Source organism: Sphingomonas taxi, assembly GCF_000764535.1.
GTDB classification, from domain to species: domain Bacteria; phylum Pseudomonadota; class Alphaproteobacteria; order Sphingomonadales; family Sphingomonadaceae; genus Sphingomonas; species Sphingomonas taxi.
Map to the genome: position 1 here is coordinate 3,685,334 of NZ_CP009571.1, position 15,049 is coordinate 3,700,382.

Sequence of the window (15,049 nt, forward strand, 5' to 3'; positions counted from 1 at the left end):
GTATGCGCGTTCGCCGGCGGGGTCAGCCCTGCCGGTGGCCGCCCGCCCGGCGCCATTGCCGATAGCCGAGGACGGCGAGCCCGACCATCGCCGCATAGAGGCCGGCGGTCGGCAGCAAATCCTTCCAGACGAACATGCCGACGTAACAGACGTCGACCACGATCCACAGCAGCCAGCTCGCGGCGTGGCGGCGCCCGGTCCAATATTGCGCGACGAGGCTGAAGCTGCTCAGTGTCGCGTCCATCCAGGGCAGCGCCGCGTCGGTATGGTGGCTGGTCAGCCAGCCGATGCTCACCGCCCCCACCGCGCCCGCCGCCAGCCCCGCCAGCACCTGCGCCGGCCGCAGCGGCGCCACCACCACCTCGCCCTCGCTATCGGTCCCCCGCGCCCAGGCGACCCAGCCGTAGACGATCGCGATCGCGAACAGCAGTTGCAGCACCATGTCGGCGTACAGCCGCACGTCGAGGAACAGCTTCGCGTATAGCGCGCAGGCGAGCAGATTGACCGGCCAGCACAGCATGCGCCGCCGCGCGGTCAGCCAGATTCCGGCGAAGCTGACGACCACCGCGACGATCTCCAGCGGCGTCATGGCTTGGCCTCGCCGATCCGGCGCAGCAAAGCCTGCCCCGCGGCGGAGCGGAACCACACGGCATGGCCGATGGCATAGCCGTCCCAGGTCAGCGCCGCGGCGGCGGGATCGGCGACCACCGCGGTGAAATAGTCGATCTCCGACAAGGCGAATTCGAGGTGGACGAGCGGCAGCAGCCGGACGATCGCGGCGATATCGGCGGCGGCGAGCGGGACGCGCGATGCATAGCCGGCGAGCAGCGCCAGCGCCGCCGCGGGATCGGCGATGTCGTCGCCCTGCGGCAGGTCGAGCCAGCGGATCGCGCTGCGTTCGATCGCGGTGGCGATATCGTGCACCGCGCAGGTGCGATCGGCGAGGCCGAAGTCGATCACCGTGCGTACGCTGCCGTCGTCCGTCCAGAGCAGGTTCGACGGATGCCAGTCGTTGTGCGTCCACAGCGGCGGCTGATCCGCCAGCACCGCGGGCAGGCCGTCGCCGAGCGTCGCGAACAGCGCGGCGAGCTGCGCCCGCCACGGCCGCGTCGTCAGGAAGGCGGCCAGCGCCGGCCGGGCGGCGACATAGGCCTCGGCCGCGGCGAGCGGATCGCGGGCCGGCAGGATGGTGAGGCTGGCGACCAGCGGCTGCGCCCGACGCGCAGGGGCGGCGACGCCGGCCGCGGCGAGGTGCAGCCGCGCCAGCGCGACGCCGGCGGCATGCGCCTGCGCGTGCGAGAAGAATGGCGTCCACGACAGGCGGTCGCGGTAGAGATCGGCGCCCGGCGCCTGCCGGTGCGCTTCGTAGCGCCACGCGTCGATCGCGATTGCGGTCGCACCGTCGGCCGTCGCGAGGACCTTCGGCACCGATAGGCCGGCCGCGGCGAGATGCGCGATGAACGCATGTTCCTCGGCCAGCCCCGCGATCGAGCGCAGCATGTGGTGGTGGCGCTTGAGCAGGACGGTGCCCGTCCCGGTCCGGACCAAGGCCGCCGCCGAGAAGGGGCGTGGCGAATGCCAGTGCAGCCCGGTCGGCGGTCCAGCCGCCGGAAAGCGCGCCAGTACCGCGGTGGCCTCGCCGATGGTGATCGCCGGCCAGGTCGGCGCCTCCAGCGCCTGCCCCATGCCGTGCACCAGATGACCGGCGGGCGTCATCGCCTCAGAACGCGCGCGAGACGGTCGCCATCACCGCGGCGCCGCTGCCGATATAATAAGCGGGTGCCTGACCAGCGATGACGGTGCCGTTGCGGCCGATGGTGTCCTGCGCGTTGCTCGTCACCGCCTGGACGCCGGCGAGCACGTGCGGATCGGTGACGTTGATCGCGTTGACGCGCAGGTCGGTGCGCTTGCCGTCGAGCCACTCGGCCAGATGCACGCCGATCGACAGGTCGAGCGTCGCATAGCCCTTGATGCGCTCGTCGTTCGTGAAGGTGGCATATTGCCGGCCGAGATATTTCGACGCGATGCTGCCGAAGACGCGGCCGTCGTCATAGGTGCCGCCCGCGCCGAATTGCACCGTCGGGCTCGACACCGCATGCCGGCCGCGCGTCGGCAGCAGGTCGCCGCCGACCGGCAGATCGTCGTCGAGCCGCGCGTGCAGATATTCGCCCGACACATAGAGGCTGACCGCGGCGACCGGGCGATAGTCGATCTCGGCATCGACGCCATAAGAGGTCTGTCCGCCGGCGTTGAGCGTCGCATTGACCTGCGCGCCGCCCTGATCGACCACCGTCGCGAGCTGTCGGTTGCGGAATTTATAGTGGAAGCCCGTCACCGAGGCCGAGACCGCTTCGCCGATGAAGCGATAGCCGAGCTCTTCCGACACCGAATATTCGTTCTTGAGCGCGTTGCTGCCCTGCACGACCAGCGCTCCGCCGGCATAGCTGTTGTACAGCGTGAATTCGTTGGGCGTGCGGAAGTTGGTGGTGACGTTGGCGAAGAGCTGTTGCCGGTCGTCGAGCCGGTAATGGATCGCGGCGCGCGGCAAAGCGGCGAAACTGTCGATCCGCACCTTGTCCTGCGGTCCGGGCAGATAGTTGCGGCCGTTGCGCAGCACGTCGACGCCCTTGAACCCGACGTCGACCGTCAGCCGCGGCGCGACGGCGATGCTGTCGGCGAGGAAAAAGCTCTTGGTGACGGTGACGGTGCGCTGGTTCTCGTAAGCGAGCAGGCGGCCGTCGGCGGTGCGGATCGCTTTGGCGCGATAGCCCCAGCGGTCGGTCGGCCGGCCATCGGCAGCGATGCTGGTATAGGATTGGGTGACGCGATCGGTGCCGTAATCGAACCACAGCCCGGCGGTGATCCGGTGGCTGCCGGCCTGCAGCGTCAGCTTGGCGAGGCTGCCGCCGCGGAACTGGTCGCCGGTATAATTGCCGAGCACCGTCGCGACGCCGTCGACTGCGCCGGGCAGCGCGATCGGCTGCGCCAGCTCCTCGGTACCGAGGAAATTGCCGGTGGTGGTGAGCTGCGTGCCATAAGGCGAATTGCCGTAACCGAATTGCGCATAACTGGTGCTGTCGAACGTCAGCCGCTCGCCGAGCTCGAGATGCACCGGCGCCGAGGCGTAGAGATTGCGGAACGGCGCGCGATAGAGCCGCCAGTAATCGGTGGCGCCCGGCGTGTAGCGCTTGGCGTAGTTGAAGCCGCGGCTCTGCGCCTGCCATTCGGCGAGCGTCGGGCTGGGGTAACTCGAGGAATTGGCGTCGTTGAACGACAGCGCGAGGCTGGCGCGATTGCCCGCGCCCCATTCGTTGAGCAGCTTCGCGTCGATATGCTGGCGCGTGTCGAAGCCGGCACCGCGCCAATTGTCCGCACGCGTGTTGGAATAGGACAGGAAGGCCTTGAGCCCGGTGCCGCCGATCGTCCCGCTGTCGATCCGCACGAAGCCGCGCCGCGCCGCATAGCTGCCGAGCGACAGATCGACGAGGCCGCCCGCCCGCGCCCTGGGATCGTCGAGCGCCAGCGATAGCAATCCGCCGGCACCGCCCAGCGTCGGCGAGTCGATGTCGACCGACCCCTGCGCGATCGATATCCGCCGGAGGTTGCCGGGGTCGGCGAACTGTGACGGATAGGCGTAATAATAGCCGATGTCGTTCTGCGGTGCGCCTTCCATCAGCACGCCGATCTCGTCCTGCCCCAGCCCGCGCAGCGTCAGGCTGGAACTGGTCGACAGGCCGTAGGGATCGCTCGATGCGACATTGGCGCCGGGCAGCAAGGTGACGAGCTGGAAGGCGTTGAGCGTCGGCGCCTGTTTGACGATGAAGTCGGCCGAGATCGCGCTCTGGCTCTTCGGCGCCTGTTGGTCGGGCAGCAGCCCGGCGGGATCGGGATGGCCGACGACGCGGATCTCGGCGGGTTCGGCGGTCTGCGCCGCGGCGGGTGCCGCGAGGAGCAGCACCGGCACCCCCAGCGCGAGCCAGGATCGCGCGGGTCGCATGTCGAAACGGGAAACAAGAGCCGGAATCGTTCGCATCCACTTCATCGGAGGAACGACGGCGCACCGCAGACCCTCCCTACGCCGGTATCACCCGGATCAGGTTCAGCGGGTCATGGGCTGCTGCCCATTTCTCAGCCGCGCGTCAGCGGCCCCCCGGGGATGGCCCGGCTTAGGCGATCCCGCGGGGTAGCGATAGGGGGCTCGATTACAGCGCCAGATCGGGGTGGCGGTCGGCCTTGACGCGGGTGGCGGCGGGGCGCGGCCGGGTGGCGACATGGACCGCGGGCGGCGGCGTCGTCAGTTGCAGCGCGTCGCTGGTCTGCGCCCATTCCTGCGCGAGCAAGTCGGGATGATCGTTGAGCGCGATCCCGTAGGACGGCACGATCTTGCGCAGGCCGTCCTGCCACGCCGGGGTCGCGAGCCGCTTGGGGAAGACCGTCTTGAGCAGGTTCAGCATGATCGCCGGCGCGGTCGACGCCCCCGGCGACGCGCCGAGCAGCGCCGCGATCGAGCCGTCCTTCGAAGCGACGATCTCCGTCCCCAGCTTGAGCACGCCGCCCTTCTCGGGATCGCGCTTGATGATCTGGACGCGCTGGCCGGCCTGCCACAGCTTCCAGTCTTCCGCGCGCGCACCGGGCAGATATTCGCGCAGCGCCTTCAGCCGGTCCTCGTCGGACATCATCAACTGGCCGGCGAGATATTCGACCAGGTCGAAATTGTCCCAGCCGACCGCCATCATCGGGCGGAAATTGTCGAGCGTCACCGACGCCGGCAGGTCGAAATACGAGCCGTGCTTGAGGAACTTGGTCGAGAAGGTGGCGAACGGCCCGAACAGCAAGGCGCGGCGCTTGTCGAAATAGCGCGTGTCGAGATGCGGCACCGACATCGGCGGCGAGCCGACCGCGGCCTTGCCATAGACCTTGGCGAGATGGCGGTCGGCGATCTCGGGCTTTTCGGAGACGAGGAACGAGCCGCCGACCGGGAAACCCGCATAATTGTCGGCTTCGGGAATTCCCGAGGCCTGCAGGATCGGCAATGCGCCGCCACCGGCGCCGGCGAAGACGAAGCGCGCGTTGATGATCCGCTTGCCGCCGCCGTTGGTCGCCTCGGCGGTGACGCGCCAGCTCTTGTCCGCATTGCGTTCGAGCTTGCGCACCTCGTGGCCGCTGGTCAGCGTCACGCCCGTTTGGCGGCTGAGCGACGTGATATATTGCCGCGTCACCTCGCCCCAGTCGCAATCGGTGCCGAGCGGCGAGCGCGTCGCCGCCAGCGGCAGGCCACCGCTGCGCCCCTCCATCATCAGCGGCACCCATTGGCCGATCTGGTGCGGATCGGTGGTGAACTCCATCCCCGAGAACAACGGGCTGGCGCCGAGCGCCGCATGCCGCTTGCGCAGGAATTCGACGTTCTCGCGGCCCCACACCAGATTCATGTGCGGCGTCGAGTTGATGAAGGCGCGCGGGTCGCTGAGCACCCCGGCGCGGAGCTGGTGGCTGAGGAACTGGCGGGTGATCTGCCATTGCTCGTTGATCTCGATCGCCTTGGCGATCTCGACGCGGCCGTCGGCGGCGTTGACCGGCGTATAGTTGAGCTCGCACAGCGCCGAATGGCCGGTGCCGGCGTTGTTCCAGCCGTCGGAACTCTCGCCGGCGGCGCGGTCGAGCCGCTCGACCATCTCGATCGTCCACGTCGGTTCGAGCTGGCGCAGCAGCACGCCGAGCGTCGCGCTCATGATGCCGCCGCCGATCAGCAGCACGTCGACGCTCTGCTCGCTGCGCGCTTGCGCGCGCGCCGCCGCCGGCAGCAGCGAGGCGCCCCCCGCGGCGGCGACCGCGCCGATCAGCCCGCGGCGGGTGACGGCGGCAGCCGGAAGAGTCGACATGTCGGCGGTCGGGGCCAGCTCGCGGGGGTCGGAGTGCATCGCATGATCCTTCTGCAGCCGCTTGCGGTACGACGTCGCGGTAGGACGCGGATCGCAGCGGGGCGTGTCCACGGCCGCGACCGGCGAATCCGGACGGCCGATGCCGCATCGCTCCGGCGGAGCCATGCGACCGTATCGACCCGCTTGTGCCCGACCCGCGGATGCGGCCCGCGCAGAAAATGACACTTCGATATAATCGTTCTCTCACAACGACTTAGAACCAATCTAGCGTGCGGGGATGGTTCGCGGAGGGCAGGAAATGACACATCCTTTGCGGTGAAAGTGCAACTTCTTGCCACGCGGCAGGCGGGCGGGTAGGCATTCGGCCGTGAGTCTCCGCCCCCTGATCCGCGGCTGGCCCTGGCTGGCGGGCGTGCTGTTGCTCGCGATCGCCGCCGCGATCCTCGCCGGCGCGCTCGCACAACGGCGCACGATCGCGCAGCAGCAGATCGAGGTGACACAGGATGCGCGGCTGCGCGCGGCGCTGCTCGACAGCGAGATCGCCCGTTTCCGGCTGCTGCCGCTCACGCTTGCCAACGATCGCGACATTTCGGCGGCGATCGCCGGCACCGGCGCGGCGCGACCGGCGCTCAACCGCAAGCTGGAGGCGCTGGCCCGCGTCACCGGCGCGCCGGCGATCTACGTGGTCGGCCCGGACGGCTGGTCGATCGCCGCGAGCAACTGGCGCAGCCCGCGGGCCTTCGTCGGCATCGATTATCATAGCCGTCCCTATGTCCGGCAGGCGGAAGCCCGCGGCGAGGGCAGCCATTTCGCGATCGGCAGCGTCAGCCAGCGCCCCGGCCTGTATCTCGCCGCGCGGACCGCGACCGGCGGCGTCACCGTCATCAAGCTGGAGTTCGACCGGATCGAACGGGCCTGGGCGCGCAGCGGCGGGATCAGCTTCGTGCAGGACGCCCGGCAGCGCATCCTCGTCACCAGCCGCCCCGGCTGGCGCTTCGCCACCGTGACGCGGGCAACGGCGCCGGCGGCCGGCACGGTGGCGCTGGTGCCGCTCGGCGACGGCCGCGTGCGGATCGGCGGTGCGCCGGCGTCCTACGTCGCGCAGATGGTGCCGGTCAGCCAGCCGGGCTGGCAATTGGTGCAGATGCGACCCGTCGATCGCGCGGTCGCGGCGGCGCGGCTGTTCGCCGCGGCGGCGGCGGGGGCGAGCGTCCTCGCGCTCGGCGTCATCGCCTGGGCCATGCGCCAGCGTGTGCTGGCGACGCGTCGCCGCACCGCCGAGCTGGAGGCGGCGGTTGCCGAGCGCACCGCCGACCTGCGTCGCGAGGCCGCCGAGCGCGCGCTGTCCGATGCGCGCGGCGCCGAATTGCGCGAGGCGCTGCGCCAGGCCAACCGGCTCGCATCGCTCGGCCAGATCACCGCCAGCGTCGCGCACGAGACCGCGCAGCCGGTCGCGGCGATCCGCACCTATGCCGAAACCAGTCGCATGCTGCTCGACCGCGACGAGCCCGACGAGGTGCGTGCCAATCTCCGCACGATCGCGCAGCTCGCCGACCGGGTCGGCGTGGTGACCGCGCAGCTTCGCGCCTTTTCGCGCCGCCAGACCGACGAACTCCGCCCGGTTTCGCTCGCCGAGGTGATCGACGGCGCGCTGCTGATCGTGCGCGAACAGCTAAGGGATGCGGTGCTCGACCGGCCTGCGATCGATCCGGCGCTGAGGGTGGTCGGCGGCAAGGTCCGCCTCGAACAGGTGCTGGTCAATCTCGTCCAGAACGCGCTCGACGCACTCGCCGGCCGCGCCGAGCGGCGCATCACGCTGACCCTGGTCGAGGAGGAGTCGCGCGTCCGGCTCCGCGTCGCGGATACCGGGCCGGGCATCGATCCGGCGATCGCCGCCGGCCTGTTCAAGCCGTTCAACACCAGCCGCGCAGCGGGTCTCGGTCTCGGCCTCGTCATCGCGCAGGATATCATGACCGACCTCGGCGGCTGGCTGCATCATCTGCCCGCGCCGGGCGGGGCGGTGTTCGAGATCGGGATGCGGCGGGCATGACGACGATCGACAGGACACCGGTCGTCGCGCTGGTCGACGACGAGCCGGATCTCCGCGCGGCGGCGTCGCAATTGCTCAAGCTGCACGGTTTCGAGGTGCGACCGTTCGCCGACGCGCGTAGCGCGTTGCCCGAACTCACCGCCGACTTTCCCGGTATCCTCATCACCGACGTCCGCATGCCGGGCATGTCGGGGCTGGAATTGATGGACGCGGTGCGTGGCCGCGACGCCGACCTGCCGGTGCTGCTGCTCACCGGTCATGGCGACATCGGCATGGCGGTGGAGGCGATCAGGAACGGCGCATGGGACTTCCTGTCCAAGCCGTTCGATCCCGAGGCGCTGGTCGCCGCGGCGGTGCGCGCCGCGACCGCACGCGGGCTGACGCTGGAGAACCGGCGGCTGCGCGCGCTCGCCGACGAACAGCAGGGCGAGACGCTGATCGGCGACAGCCTCGCGATCCGGCGATTGCGTGGCATGATCCCGCTGCTCGCCGATGCGCCGCTCGATCTGGTGATCGAGGGCGAGGTGGGGACGGGGCGCGAACATTTCGCGCGGCTGGTGCATCGCGCCGGGCGGCGTGCGCGCCATCGCTTCCTCGTCATCGACTGCGCGACGGTGCCGGTGGCGCTGGTCGAGCGCGAAGTGTTCGCGCGCAACGGCCCGATCGACCGTGCGCATCGCGGCACGTTGTTCCTCGACCATCTCGAAGCCGCCGGACCCGAATTGCAGAACCGGCTGGCGCATTTCGCCGAAAAGCGCGCGCTGCCGCTCGACGGCCGCGATCCGCATGCGGTCGACGTGCGGATCGTCGCCGCGCTGGAGGAGGGGCAGCGCGACCGCATCCTGCCCGGCCTGTTCCACCTGCTCGCCGGCGTGCCGCTGCGCCTGCCGCCGCTGTCCGAGCGCAAGGAGGATATTCCAATGCTGTTCGCGCATTTCGCCGCGCGCGCCGCCGAGCGCCATCGCTGCGCGGTGCCGGCATTGGCCGATCACGCGATGCGGCTGGCGGCGCGGCCATGGCCGGGCAACGTGCTCGAACTGGAGAAAGCGGCGGAGCGCATCTGCCTCGGCCTCGACGACGGCGCGCCGAGCAGCGGCGAACCCGCGTCGCTGCCCGAGCGGCTCGACGCATTCGAGCGGGCGACGATCATCGACGCCATCGCCGCTGCGGACGGCGAGATCGCCGCCGCGATCCAGGCGCTCAAATTGCCGCGCAAGACCTTCTATTATCGCGTCAACCGGCTCGGCATCGACCTGCGCGCGATCCGCCGCCAGACCCGTCCGTGACCGCCTGACCGGCATCGGTGGTCGAGGCAACAGGAGAGCCTCGACCCGCTCCTGCTACCGGTCGAACAGGAAGCGGAACCAGCCCTGATACATGCCGCCGATCGCGATCAGGCAGGCGACGACCAGCAGCGCGATCGCGGTATAAGCGACCGGCCCGGGCCGCACCTTGTCCGGACGCTTGCTTCCGTCGCTCATGCCGGGGCCGCCTTTCGCCTGCGATAGCCACGATCCTGCCGCAAGCAGGTTACAGATCGCTGACGGTGCCGGGAGAGGGAGACGGCATGCCCTGATCCGGCCTGCCGTCCCACCCGGCGGTTACGCCGGCTGGCCGTTGCCGCCGGTCGAGCCGAAGATCTGGCCGGTCGAATAGCTCAGCGCCGGATCGGCGGCGGCGACGTAGAGGCCGGCAATTTCAGCGGGCTGCCCCGCACGCGCCAGCGGCGAATCGCCGCCGAAGCTCTTGAGCTTGTCGGGCGTCGCGCCGCCGCTCACCTGCAACGGCGTCCAGAACGGCCCCGGCGCCACTGCGTTGACGCGGATGCCGCGGCTGGCGAGTTGCTTGGCCATGCTTTTGGTGAAGTTGAGCACCGCAGCGCGGGTCAGCGCATAATCGACGATGTCGGGCGAGGGGTTGCCCGCTTGCTCGGACGAGGTGTTGACGATCACCGCACCCGCGCCCATCCGCTCGACCGCCGCCTTGGTCAGCCAGAAGGGCGCATAGACGTTGGTCTTCATCGTATCGTCGAAATCCTGGCTGGAGATATCGGCGATGCCGGGGCGGGTCTGCTGCCGCGCGGCGTTGTTGACGAGGATGTCGAGCCCGCCGAGCTGCTCGGCCGCCTGCTGCACCAGCTTGCGGCAGAAGCGTTCGTCGCGCAGATCGCCGGGGATGGCGACCGCCTTGCGACCCTCCGCCCGGATCAGCGCGACGACCTCGCGCGCATCGGGCTCCTCCGCGGGCAGATAGTTGATCGCGACGTCGGCGCCTTCGCGGGCGTAGGCGATCGCCGCAGCGCGGCCGATGCCGCTGTCGCCGCCGGTGATCAGGGCCTTCTTGCCGGCGAGCTTGCCCGATCCCTTGTAGCTCGTCTCGCCATGATCGGGGCGCGGCGTCATCTTGCTGGCGAGGCCGGGCCAGGGCTGGCGCTGCACCGGATAGGGCGGCTTGGGGTAAGCCGCGGCGGCGGGCGTCGTGGCGGCGGCGCTGCCGCCGGCCTGGGCGGCGGCGGCGGCAGTGGCGGTGGCGGCGGTGCCGGCAGCCAGCGCTGCCCCCGCCACGAAGGTGCGGCGTGTGGTATCGGTCATGATCGTTACTCCCGGAAAGATCACGACCAGAAGCGTCGACCGAACGGTTCCGTTCCGAACCTTTCGGGCTGCCGACCCCCCGATCGGCAGCCCGGTACGGTTACAGACCGTAAGACAGGCGCAGATAGCCGAAGCGACCGGGGATATCGTAGGTGGTCGGGTCGAAATTGTTGAGGCTGCAGCTGAAGCAGGCCGGCGGATCCTTGTCGAAGACGTTGTTGACGCCGAATGTGAAGGCGAATTTCGCATCGAGCCAGCTCGGGCGGAATTGCAGCTGCGCGTCGCCGTACAGCCGGCTCTTCAGCTCGTTCTCCGCCGCGATCTCCTGGACGTTGTCGATATAGCGTGCGGTGATGCTCGCGGTGACCGGGCCGAGCGTCCAGTCGATCGTGCCCAGCCCCTTGAAGTGCGGATAGGCCTGATCGGGCGATCCACGCTCGGTGCCGACATAGTCGGTGGTGGTGAAGCCGTCGGTCGCCGGCGTGCGCTCGGCATATTTGAGCAGGTAATTGCCCGAGACGTAGAGGCCGAAGCGGCCGGCGCCGGTCTCGCCCGAGCGGACGGTCAGCGTCGCGTCGATGCCCTTGGTGCGGACGCCGCCGGTGTTGAGCAGCAGGCCGTTGATCGCGGTGACGATGCCGCTCGGCGCGCGGCGGATCGCGGTGCAGCTGAGCGCGTCACCGGTCTCGGCGCAGCGGCTGAGCAGCACCTGCGCCGGGATCGACGCAATCGCGCCATCGACCTTGATGTCGTAATAATTGACCTCGAGGCTGAGCGCCGAAAGCGTGCCGTTGCGCGCCCAGCGCGGGCTGTAGACGCCGCCGAACAGCAGGGTGCGCGCGGTTTCGGGGCGCAGGTCGGGGTTGCCGCCGGTCAGCACCGGCAACTGGCCCGACGGCTCGGCATAGCTGCCGCTGGCGGGAACGCCGTTGGCGACGCAATTGGCGCGCACCGTGGCGTTCGACGGGAACAGGCCGCCCGCCGCGCTGGTGCAGGGATCGTCGATCGTCGCGTCGAAGCGTGACTGCGCGCCATAGAGTTCGCCGATCGACGGCGCGCGCAGCGATTCGGCATATTGGCCGCGCAGCAGCAAGTCGTTGAACGGCTTCCACAACGCGCCGCCGCTGAACGTCGTGTTGCTGCCGAAGGTCGAATAATTCGAATGGCGGACCGCGCCGTTCAGCTCGAACGAGGCGATGGCGGGCAGGTCGCGCAGCAGCGGCAGGCGGATCTCGCCATAGACCTCGTCGACGTTGAAGCGGCCGCTCGCCGCCTGCGCGGGGATGTCGGCGCCCAGGCCCGCCTGGATGATCGGATCGGGGGTGAAGCTGCCGAACTGGTAGCGATGTTCGTAGCCCACCGCGATGCCGACCGGGCCGCCGGGCAGGTCGAACAATTCGCCCGACAGATTGGCGGTATAGTCGTTGAGCGTCTGGCGGCTGCGATCGCGCTCGTCGAAGCCGATATAGCCGAGCATCGCCGGGGTGATCGAGCCCACGCCGCCGAAGAAGTTGAACGGCACGCATTCGTCGGTGCACTGGCTGACCGGGCCGATCGCGCGGGCGAGGCGGGCGGCGTTGATATTGCCGGTGAACAGCTGCTTGGCGTCGTTATAGCCGAGCACGGCATTGACGTCCCAATACCAGTTGCGGTCGAACATCCGGAACTTGCCGTCGAGCGTGCCGGTCAGCGACATGGTGTCGACCTGCTGGCTGTAGGTGCGCTGCCCCGCCTCGACGAGGCGGCGGAAGATCGCGGTATAATTCTGGCCGGGGGTCAGCGTGACGCCGAACGGATTGTACGGATTGGTGGCATCCACGGACAATCCGTCGAGCATGTTGCCGTTGCCGACGTCGGGGCCGATGCCGAGCGGCAGATAGGCCGCCTGATTTTGCGAATTGCGCCGGTTGTAGACCGCCTTCACGCTGAGGTTGATCGCGTCGGAGAAGCGCGCGCGGGCGTTGACGAAGCCGCCGAAGCGCTCGACCGGGGTCAGGAAGTAATTGAACGGCGCGAAATTGTAGCGGTCGGCGGCGGTGAACGCCTTGAAGTCGCCGGTCGCCAGCGTCGGGTCGTAGACCGGGCGGCCGCTGGCGACGGGGCCGCGCAACGTGATGTTCTGGCCGTTGACCAGGAAGCGGCCGAGCGGGGTGAAGCTGGAACAGCCGCCGATCGGGTCCGCACAGCTCGTCTGGCCGGGGTTGGGGAATTGCGAGATGCTGCGGTTCGCGGCGCTGACCGATTCCTGCTTGGTGTAATAGCCGCCCGCGACGACATGGACGTCGTCGCCGCCGACGCCGTAGCTGAGCTGGTAATCCTGCGTCTTGCCGTCATTGTCGCCGAGGAACTGGCCGTATTGCGCCGAGCCCTTGAAGCCCTTCTGGCTCTGTTTGGTGATGATGTTGACGACGCCGGCGATCGCGTCCGAACCATATTGCGGCGAGGCACCCGATTGCAGCACTTCGACGCGTTCGATCATCGACGAGGGGATCGAGTTGAGATCGACGGTGGCGGGGATGCCGCTCGCCGAGGCGCCGTTGACGAAGCGCAGCCCGTCGACCAGCACCAGGGTGCGCTTGGCACCGAGATAGCGCAGGTCGAGCACTGCCGAGCCGGCACCGACGCCGCCGCCGTCGGGCGGGTTGCCGAAATTGCCCGAGCTGTTGAACTTGGAGTTGAGCCCGCCCGACGAGGCCGGCAGCCGCTGCAGCACGTCGGCGATCGAGGACAGGCCGGTGCGCGCGATCGCGCTATCGTCGATGGTGACGACGGGGGAGGGCTGATCGAGCGGGTCGCGGCGGATGCGCGATCCGGTCACGACGATGTCCTCGGCGGGGGCCTCGGTCGCGGCGGGGGCGGTCGGCGTCTGCGGATCGGTCGCCAGCTGCGCGGCGGCGACCTGCGCCGACAGTGCCAGCCCGGCCATCATCGCCAGGCTCGACGATCGCATCATCCACGTCGTTGCACGCATTGCTCATTCCCCTTGTCTTGCGCCCTTTGCGGCGTCGCAGGGGGAATATGCAGGATTGTTGCCGCGCGGCCATATCGCAGCGCCGGGCAAGAACCATAATGGCAATATTTCGGTAACGATGTTGCTGCGCGGTAACAGGCCGGAGCGCATAATGCATAGATTTACAGCAGTTTGCCCGGTCCCTGCCTTGTGATGCGGCACGATGCCGCCGATAGGCGCGGCCATGACCGATCATCCCGCGCCACCCGGCATGCACCCGCGCGAGTTCGTCGCGTTCATCGCCGCCGTGATGGCGGTCAACGCATTGGGCGTCGACCTGATGCTGCCGGCGCTCGCCGAAATCGGCCGCGACCTGCTGGTGAGCGCGGCCAACCACCGGCAGTGGGTGGTGACCGTCTACATGGTCGGCTTCGGCGCCGGCCAGCTCGTCTACGGGCCGCTCGCCGACCGGCTGGGGCGGCGGCCGGTGCTGATCGCGACGCTGCTCGGCTTCATCGCGGCGAGCGTCTTCGCGGCGAGTTCGGTGACCTTCGCCGCGCTGCTCGGCGCGCGGCTGTTGCAGGGGCTGATGTCGGCCTCGACGCGCGTGCTCGCGGTGGCGATCGTCCGCGACGGCGCCTCGGGGCGGCAGATGGCGCGCACCATGTCGATCGCGCAGATGATCTTCTTCATCGTGCCGATCCTCGCGCCGACGCTCGGCCAGGGGCTGCTCGCCTTCGGCCCGTGGCGGTTCATCTTCTACGCGCTGGGCGGCTTCGCGGCGTTGGTGCTCGCCTGGTCGCTGGTCCGCCTGCCCGAGACGCTGCCGGTAGCGCGGCGGCTGCCGCTGTCGCTCGCCAATCTGCGGCAAAGCTACCGCCTGACGCTGACCAACCGCTATTCGATCGGCTATGCGATCGCCGCGGCGCTGACCTTCGGCGGCATCATCGCCTTCGTTTCCTCGGCGCAGCAGATCTTCGTCGACGAATTCGGCGCAGGCCGGCGGTTCACCTTGTTGTTCGCGATCTGCGCCTTTTCGATGGGCGTCGCCTCCTTCGCCAACAGCCGGCTGGTCGAGCGGCTGGGAACGCGGCTGATCTCGCAGGCGGCGGTGCTGGCGCTGATCGCGCTGTCGGTCGTCCACCTGATCGTCATCCAGGCGGGGCAGGAGACGCTGACCAGCTATATGATCCTGCAGGCGCTCAGCATGACCTGCATCGGCCTGTGCGGATCGAACTTCGGCGCGATGGCGATGGAGCCGGTCGGCCATATCGCCGGCACCGCCTCGTCGGTGCAGGGCTTCATCACCAGCATCGGTGCGGTGCTGGTCGGCTCGGCGATCGGCCAGTCCTATGCCGGCACGACGCTGCCGCTGGCGATCGGCTATCTGCTGATCGGCGTTGCGGTGCTCGCGCTGATCTGGGTGGTGGAGAAGGGCGAGCTGTTTCGGCCGCGGATGGCGGGTTAGCGGTATCTGCGATCGTACGTTCGGGTGATCCCGGCGTCGGCCAGACCTTGCGATCCTCGATACGCTGTACCCCGGCGGAGGCCGGGGCCCAGTTGGGGAAGGTTTGTAATA

At 69.2% G+C, this 15,049-nt stretch carries 10 protein-coding genes and 1 riboswitch; of the genes, 3 read left to right on the forward strand and 7 right to left on the reverse strand.

The annotated features are described in order from the left end of the window. Positions 1–22: 22 nt before the first annotated feature. The 4 genes from pnuC to mqo all read right to left on the reverse strand — a co-directional run bounded on the left by pnuC (position 23) and on the right by mqo (position 5,918). Complete coding sequence (gene pnuC, locus MC45_RS16850) at positions 23–589, reverse strand: nicotinamide riboside transporter PnuC (RefSeq protein WP_038665646.1); 567 nt, start codon at positions 587–589, stop codon at positions 23–25. Next, positions 586–1,716, reverse strand: coding sequence for a phosphotransferase enzyme family protein (locus MC45_RS16855; protein WP_038665649.1), 1,131 nt, complete (start codon positions 1,714–1,716; stop codon positions 586–588). The genes pnuC and MC45_RS16855 overlap by 4 nt, the downstream gene beginning before the upstream one ends. Positions 1,717–1,720: 4 nt before the next feature. Then, complete coding sequence (locus MC45_RS16860) at positions 1,721–3,997, reverse strand: TonB-dependent receptor (RefSeq protein WP_038665652.1); 2,277 nt, start codon at positions 3,995–3,997, stop codon at positions 1,721–1,723. A 56-nt stretch (positions 3,998–4,053) separates the two neighbouring features. Beyond that, positions 4,054–4,163, reverse strand: a riboswitch (TPP riboswitch). Between the two features lie 39 nt (positions 4,164–4,202). Beyond that, on the reverse strand, positions 4,203–5,918 hold the full coding sequence (gene mqo / locus MC45_RS16865) for a malate dehydrogenase (quinone) (RefSeq protein WP_038667801.1): 1,716 nt from the start codon (positions 5,916–5,918) through the stop codon (positions 4,203–4,205). Between the two features lie 328 nt (positions 5,919–6,246). On the opposite strand from mqo, the gene MC45_RS16870 reads away from it, so the two are divergent. Next, positions 6,247–7,929 carry a sensor histidine kinase gene (locus tag MC45_RS16870; RefSeq protein ID WP_038665657.1) on the forward strand — a complete coding sequence of 561 codons (1,683 nt, stop codon included), beginning with the start codon at positions 6,247–6,249 and terminating at the stop codon, positions 7,927–7,929. After that, positions 7,926–9,215, forward strand: coding sequence for a sigma-54-dependent transcriptional regulator (locus MC45_RS16875; protein ID WP_038665660.1), 1,290 nt, complete (start codon positions 7,926–7,928; stop codon positions 9,213–9,215). Before MC45_RS16870 ends, MC45_RS16875 begins: the two co-directional genes overlap by 4 nt. Before the next feature lie 54 nt (positions 9,216–9,269). Here the strand turns inward: MC45_RS16875 and MC45_RS19410 are convergent, their stop codons facing one another. From MC45_RS19410 to MC45_RS16885, 3 genes are all read right to left on the reverse strand, one after another. Next, complete coding sequence (locus MC45_RS19410; RefSeq protein WP_156143867.1) at positions 9,270–9,410, reverse strand: hypothetical protein; 141 nt, start codon at positions 9,408–9,410, stop codon at positions 9,270–9,272. Positions 9,411–9,530: 120 nt separating this feature from the next. Further along, positions 9,531–10,520, reverse strand: coding sequence for an SDR family oxidoreductase (locus tag MC45_RS16880; protein WP_038665663.1), 990 nt, complete (start codon positions 10,518–10,520; stop codon positions 9,531–9,533). A 100-nt stretch (positions 10,521–10,620) separates the two neighbouring features. Then, positions 10,621–13,491, reverse strand: a complete 2,871-nt coding sequence (locus tag MC45_RS16885; protein ID WP_245640762.1) for a TonB-dependent receptor domain-containing protein — start codon at positions 13,489–13,491, stop codon at positions 10,621–10,623. A 250-nt stretch (positions 13,492–13,741) separates the two neighbouring features. Here MC45_RS16885 and MC45_RS16890 point away from each other — a divergent pair, with 250 nt between their 5' ends. Next, complete coding sequence (locus MC45_RS16890) at positions 13,742–14,938, forward strand: multidrug effflux MFS transporter (protein ID WP_038667807.1); 1,197 nt, start codon at positions 13,742–13,744, stop codon at positions 14,936–14,938. Positions 14,939–15,049: the final 111 nt, after the last annotated feature.

Bases quoted from the DNA above. Each gene is read 5' to 3' on its own strand.
- MC45_RS16875 (WP_038665660.1), top strand. From the start codon at position 7,926: ATGACGACGATCGACAGGACACCGGTCGTCGCGCTGGTCGACGACGAG.
- mqo (WP_038667801.1), bottom strand. From the start codon at position 5,918: ATGCACTCCGACCCCCGCGAGCTGGCCCCGACCGCCGACATGTCGACT.
- pnuC (WP_038665646.1), bottom strand. From the start codon at position 589: ATGACGCCGCTGGAGATCGTCGCGGTGGTCGTCAGCTTCGCCGGAATC.
- MC45_RS16855 (WP_038665649.1), bottom strand. From the start codon at position 1,716: ATGACGCCCGCCGGTCATCTGGTGCACGGCATGGGGCAGGCGCTGGAG.
- MC45_RS16890 (WP_038667807.1), top strand. From the start codon at position 13,742: ATGCACCCGCGCGAGTTCGTCGCGTTCATCGCCGCCGTGATGGCGGTC.
- MC45_RS16885 (WP_245640762.1), bottom strand. From the start codon at position 13,491: ATGCGTGCAACGACGTGGATGATGCGATCGTCGAGCCTGGCGATGATG.
- MC45_RS19410 (WP_156143867.1), bottom strand. From the start codon at position 9,410: ATGAGCGACGGAAGCAAGCGTCCGGACAAGGTGCGGCCCGGGCCGGTC.
- MC45_RS16860 (WP_038665652.1), bottom strand. From the start codon at position 3,997: ATGCGACCCGCGCGATCCTGGCTCGCGCTGGGGGTGCCGGTGCTGCTC.
- MC45_RS16880 (WP_038665663.1), bottom strand. From the start codon at position 10,520: ATGACCGATACCACACGCCGCACCTTCGTGGCGGGGGCAGCGCTGGCT.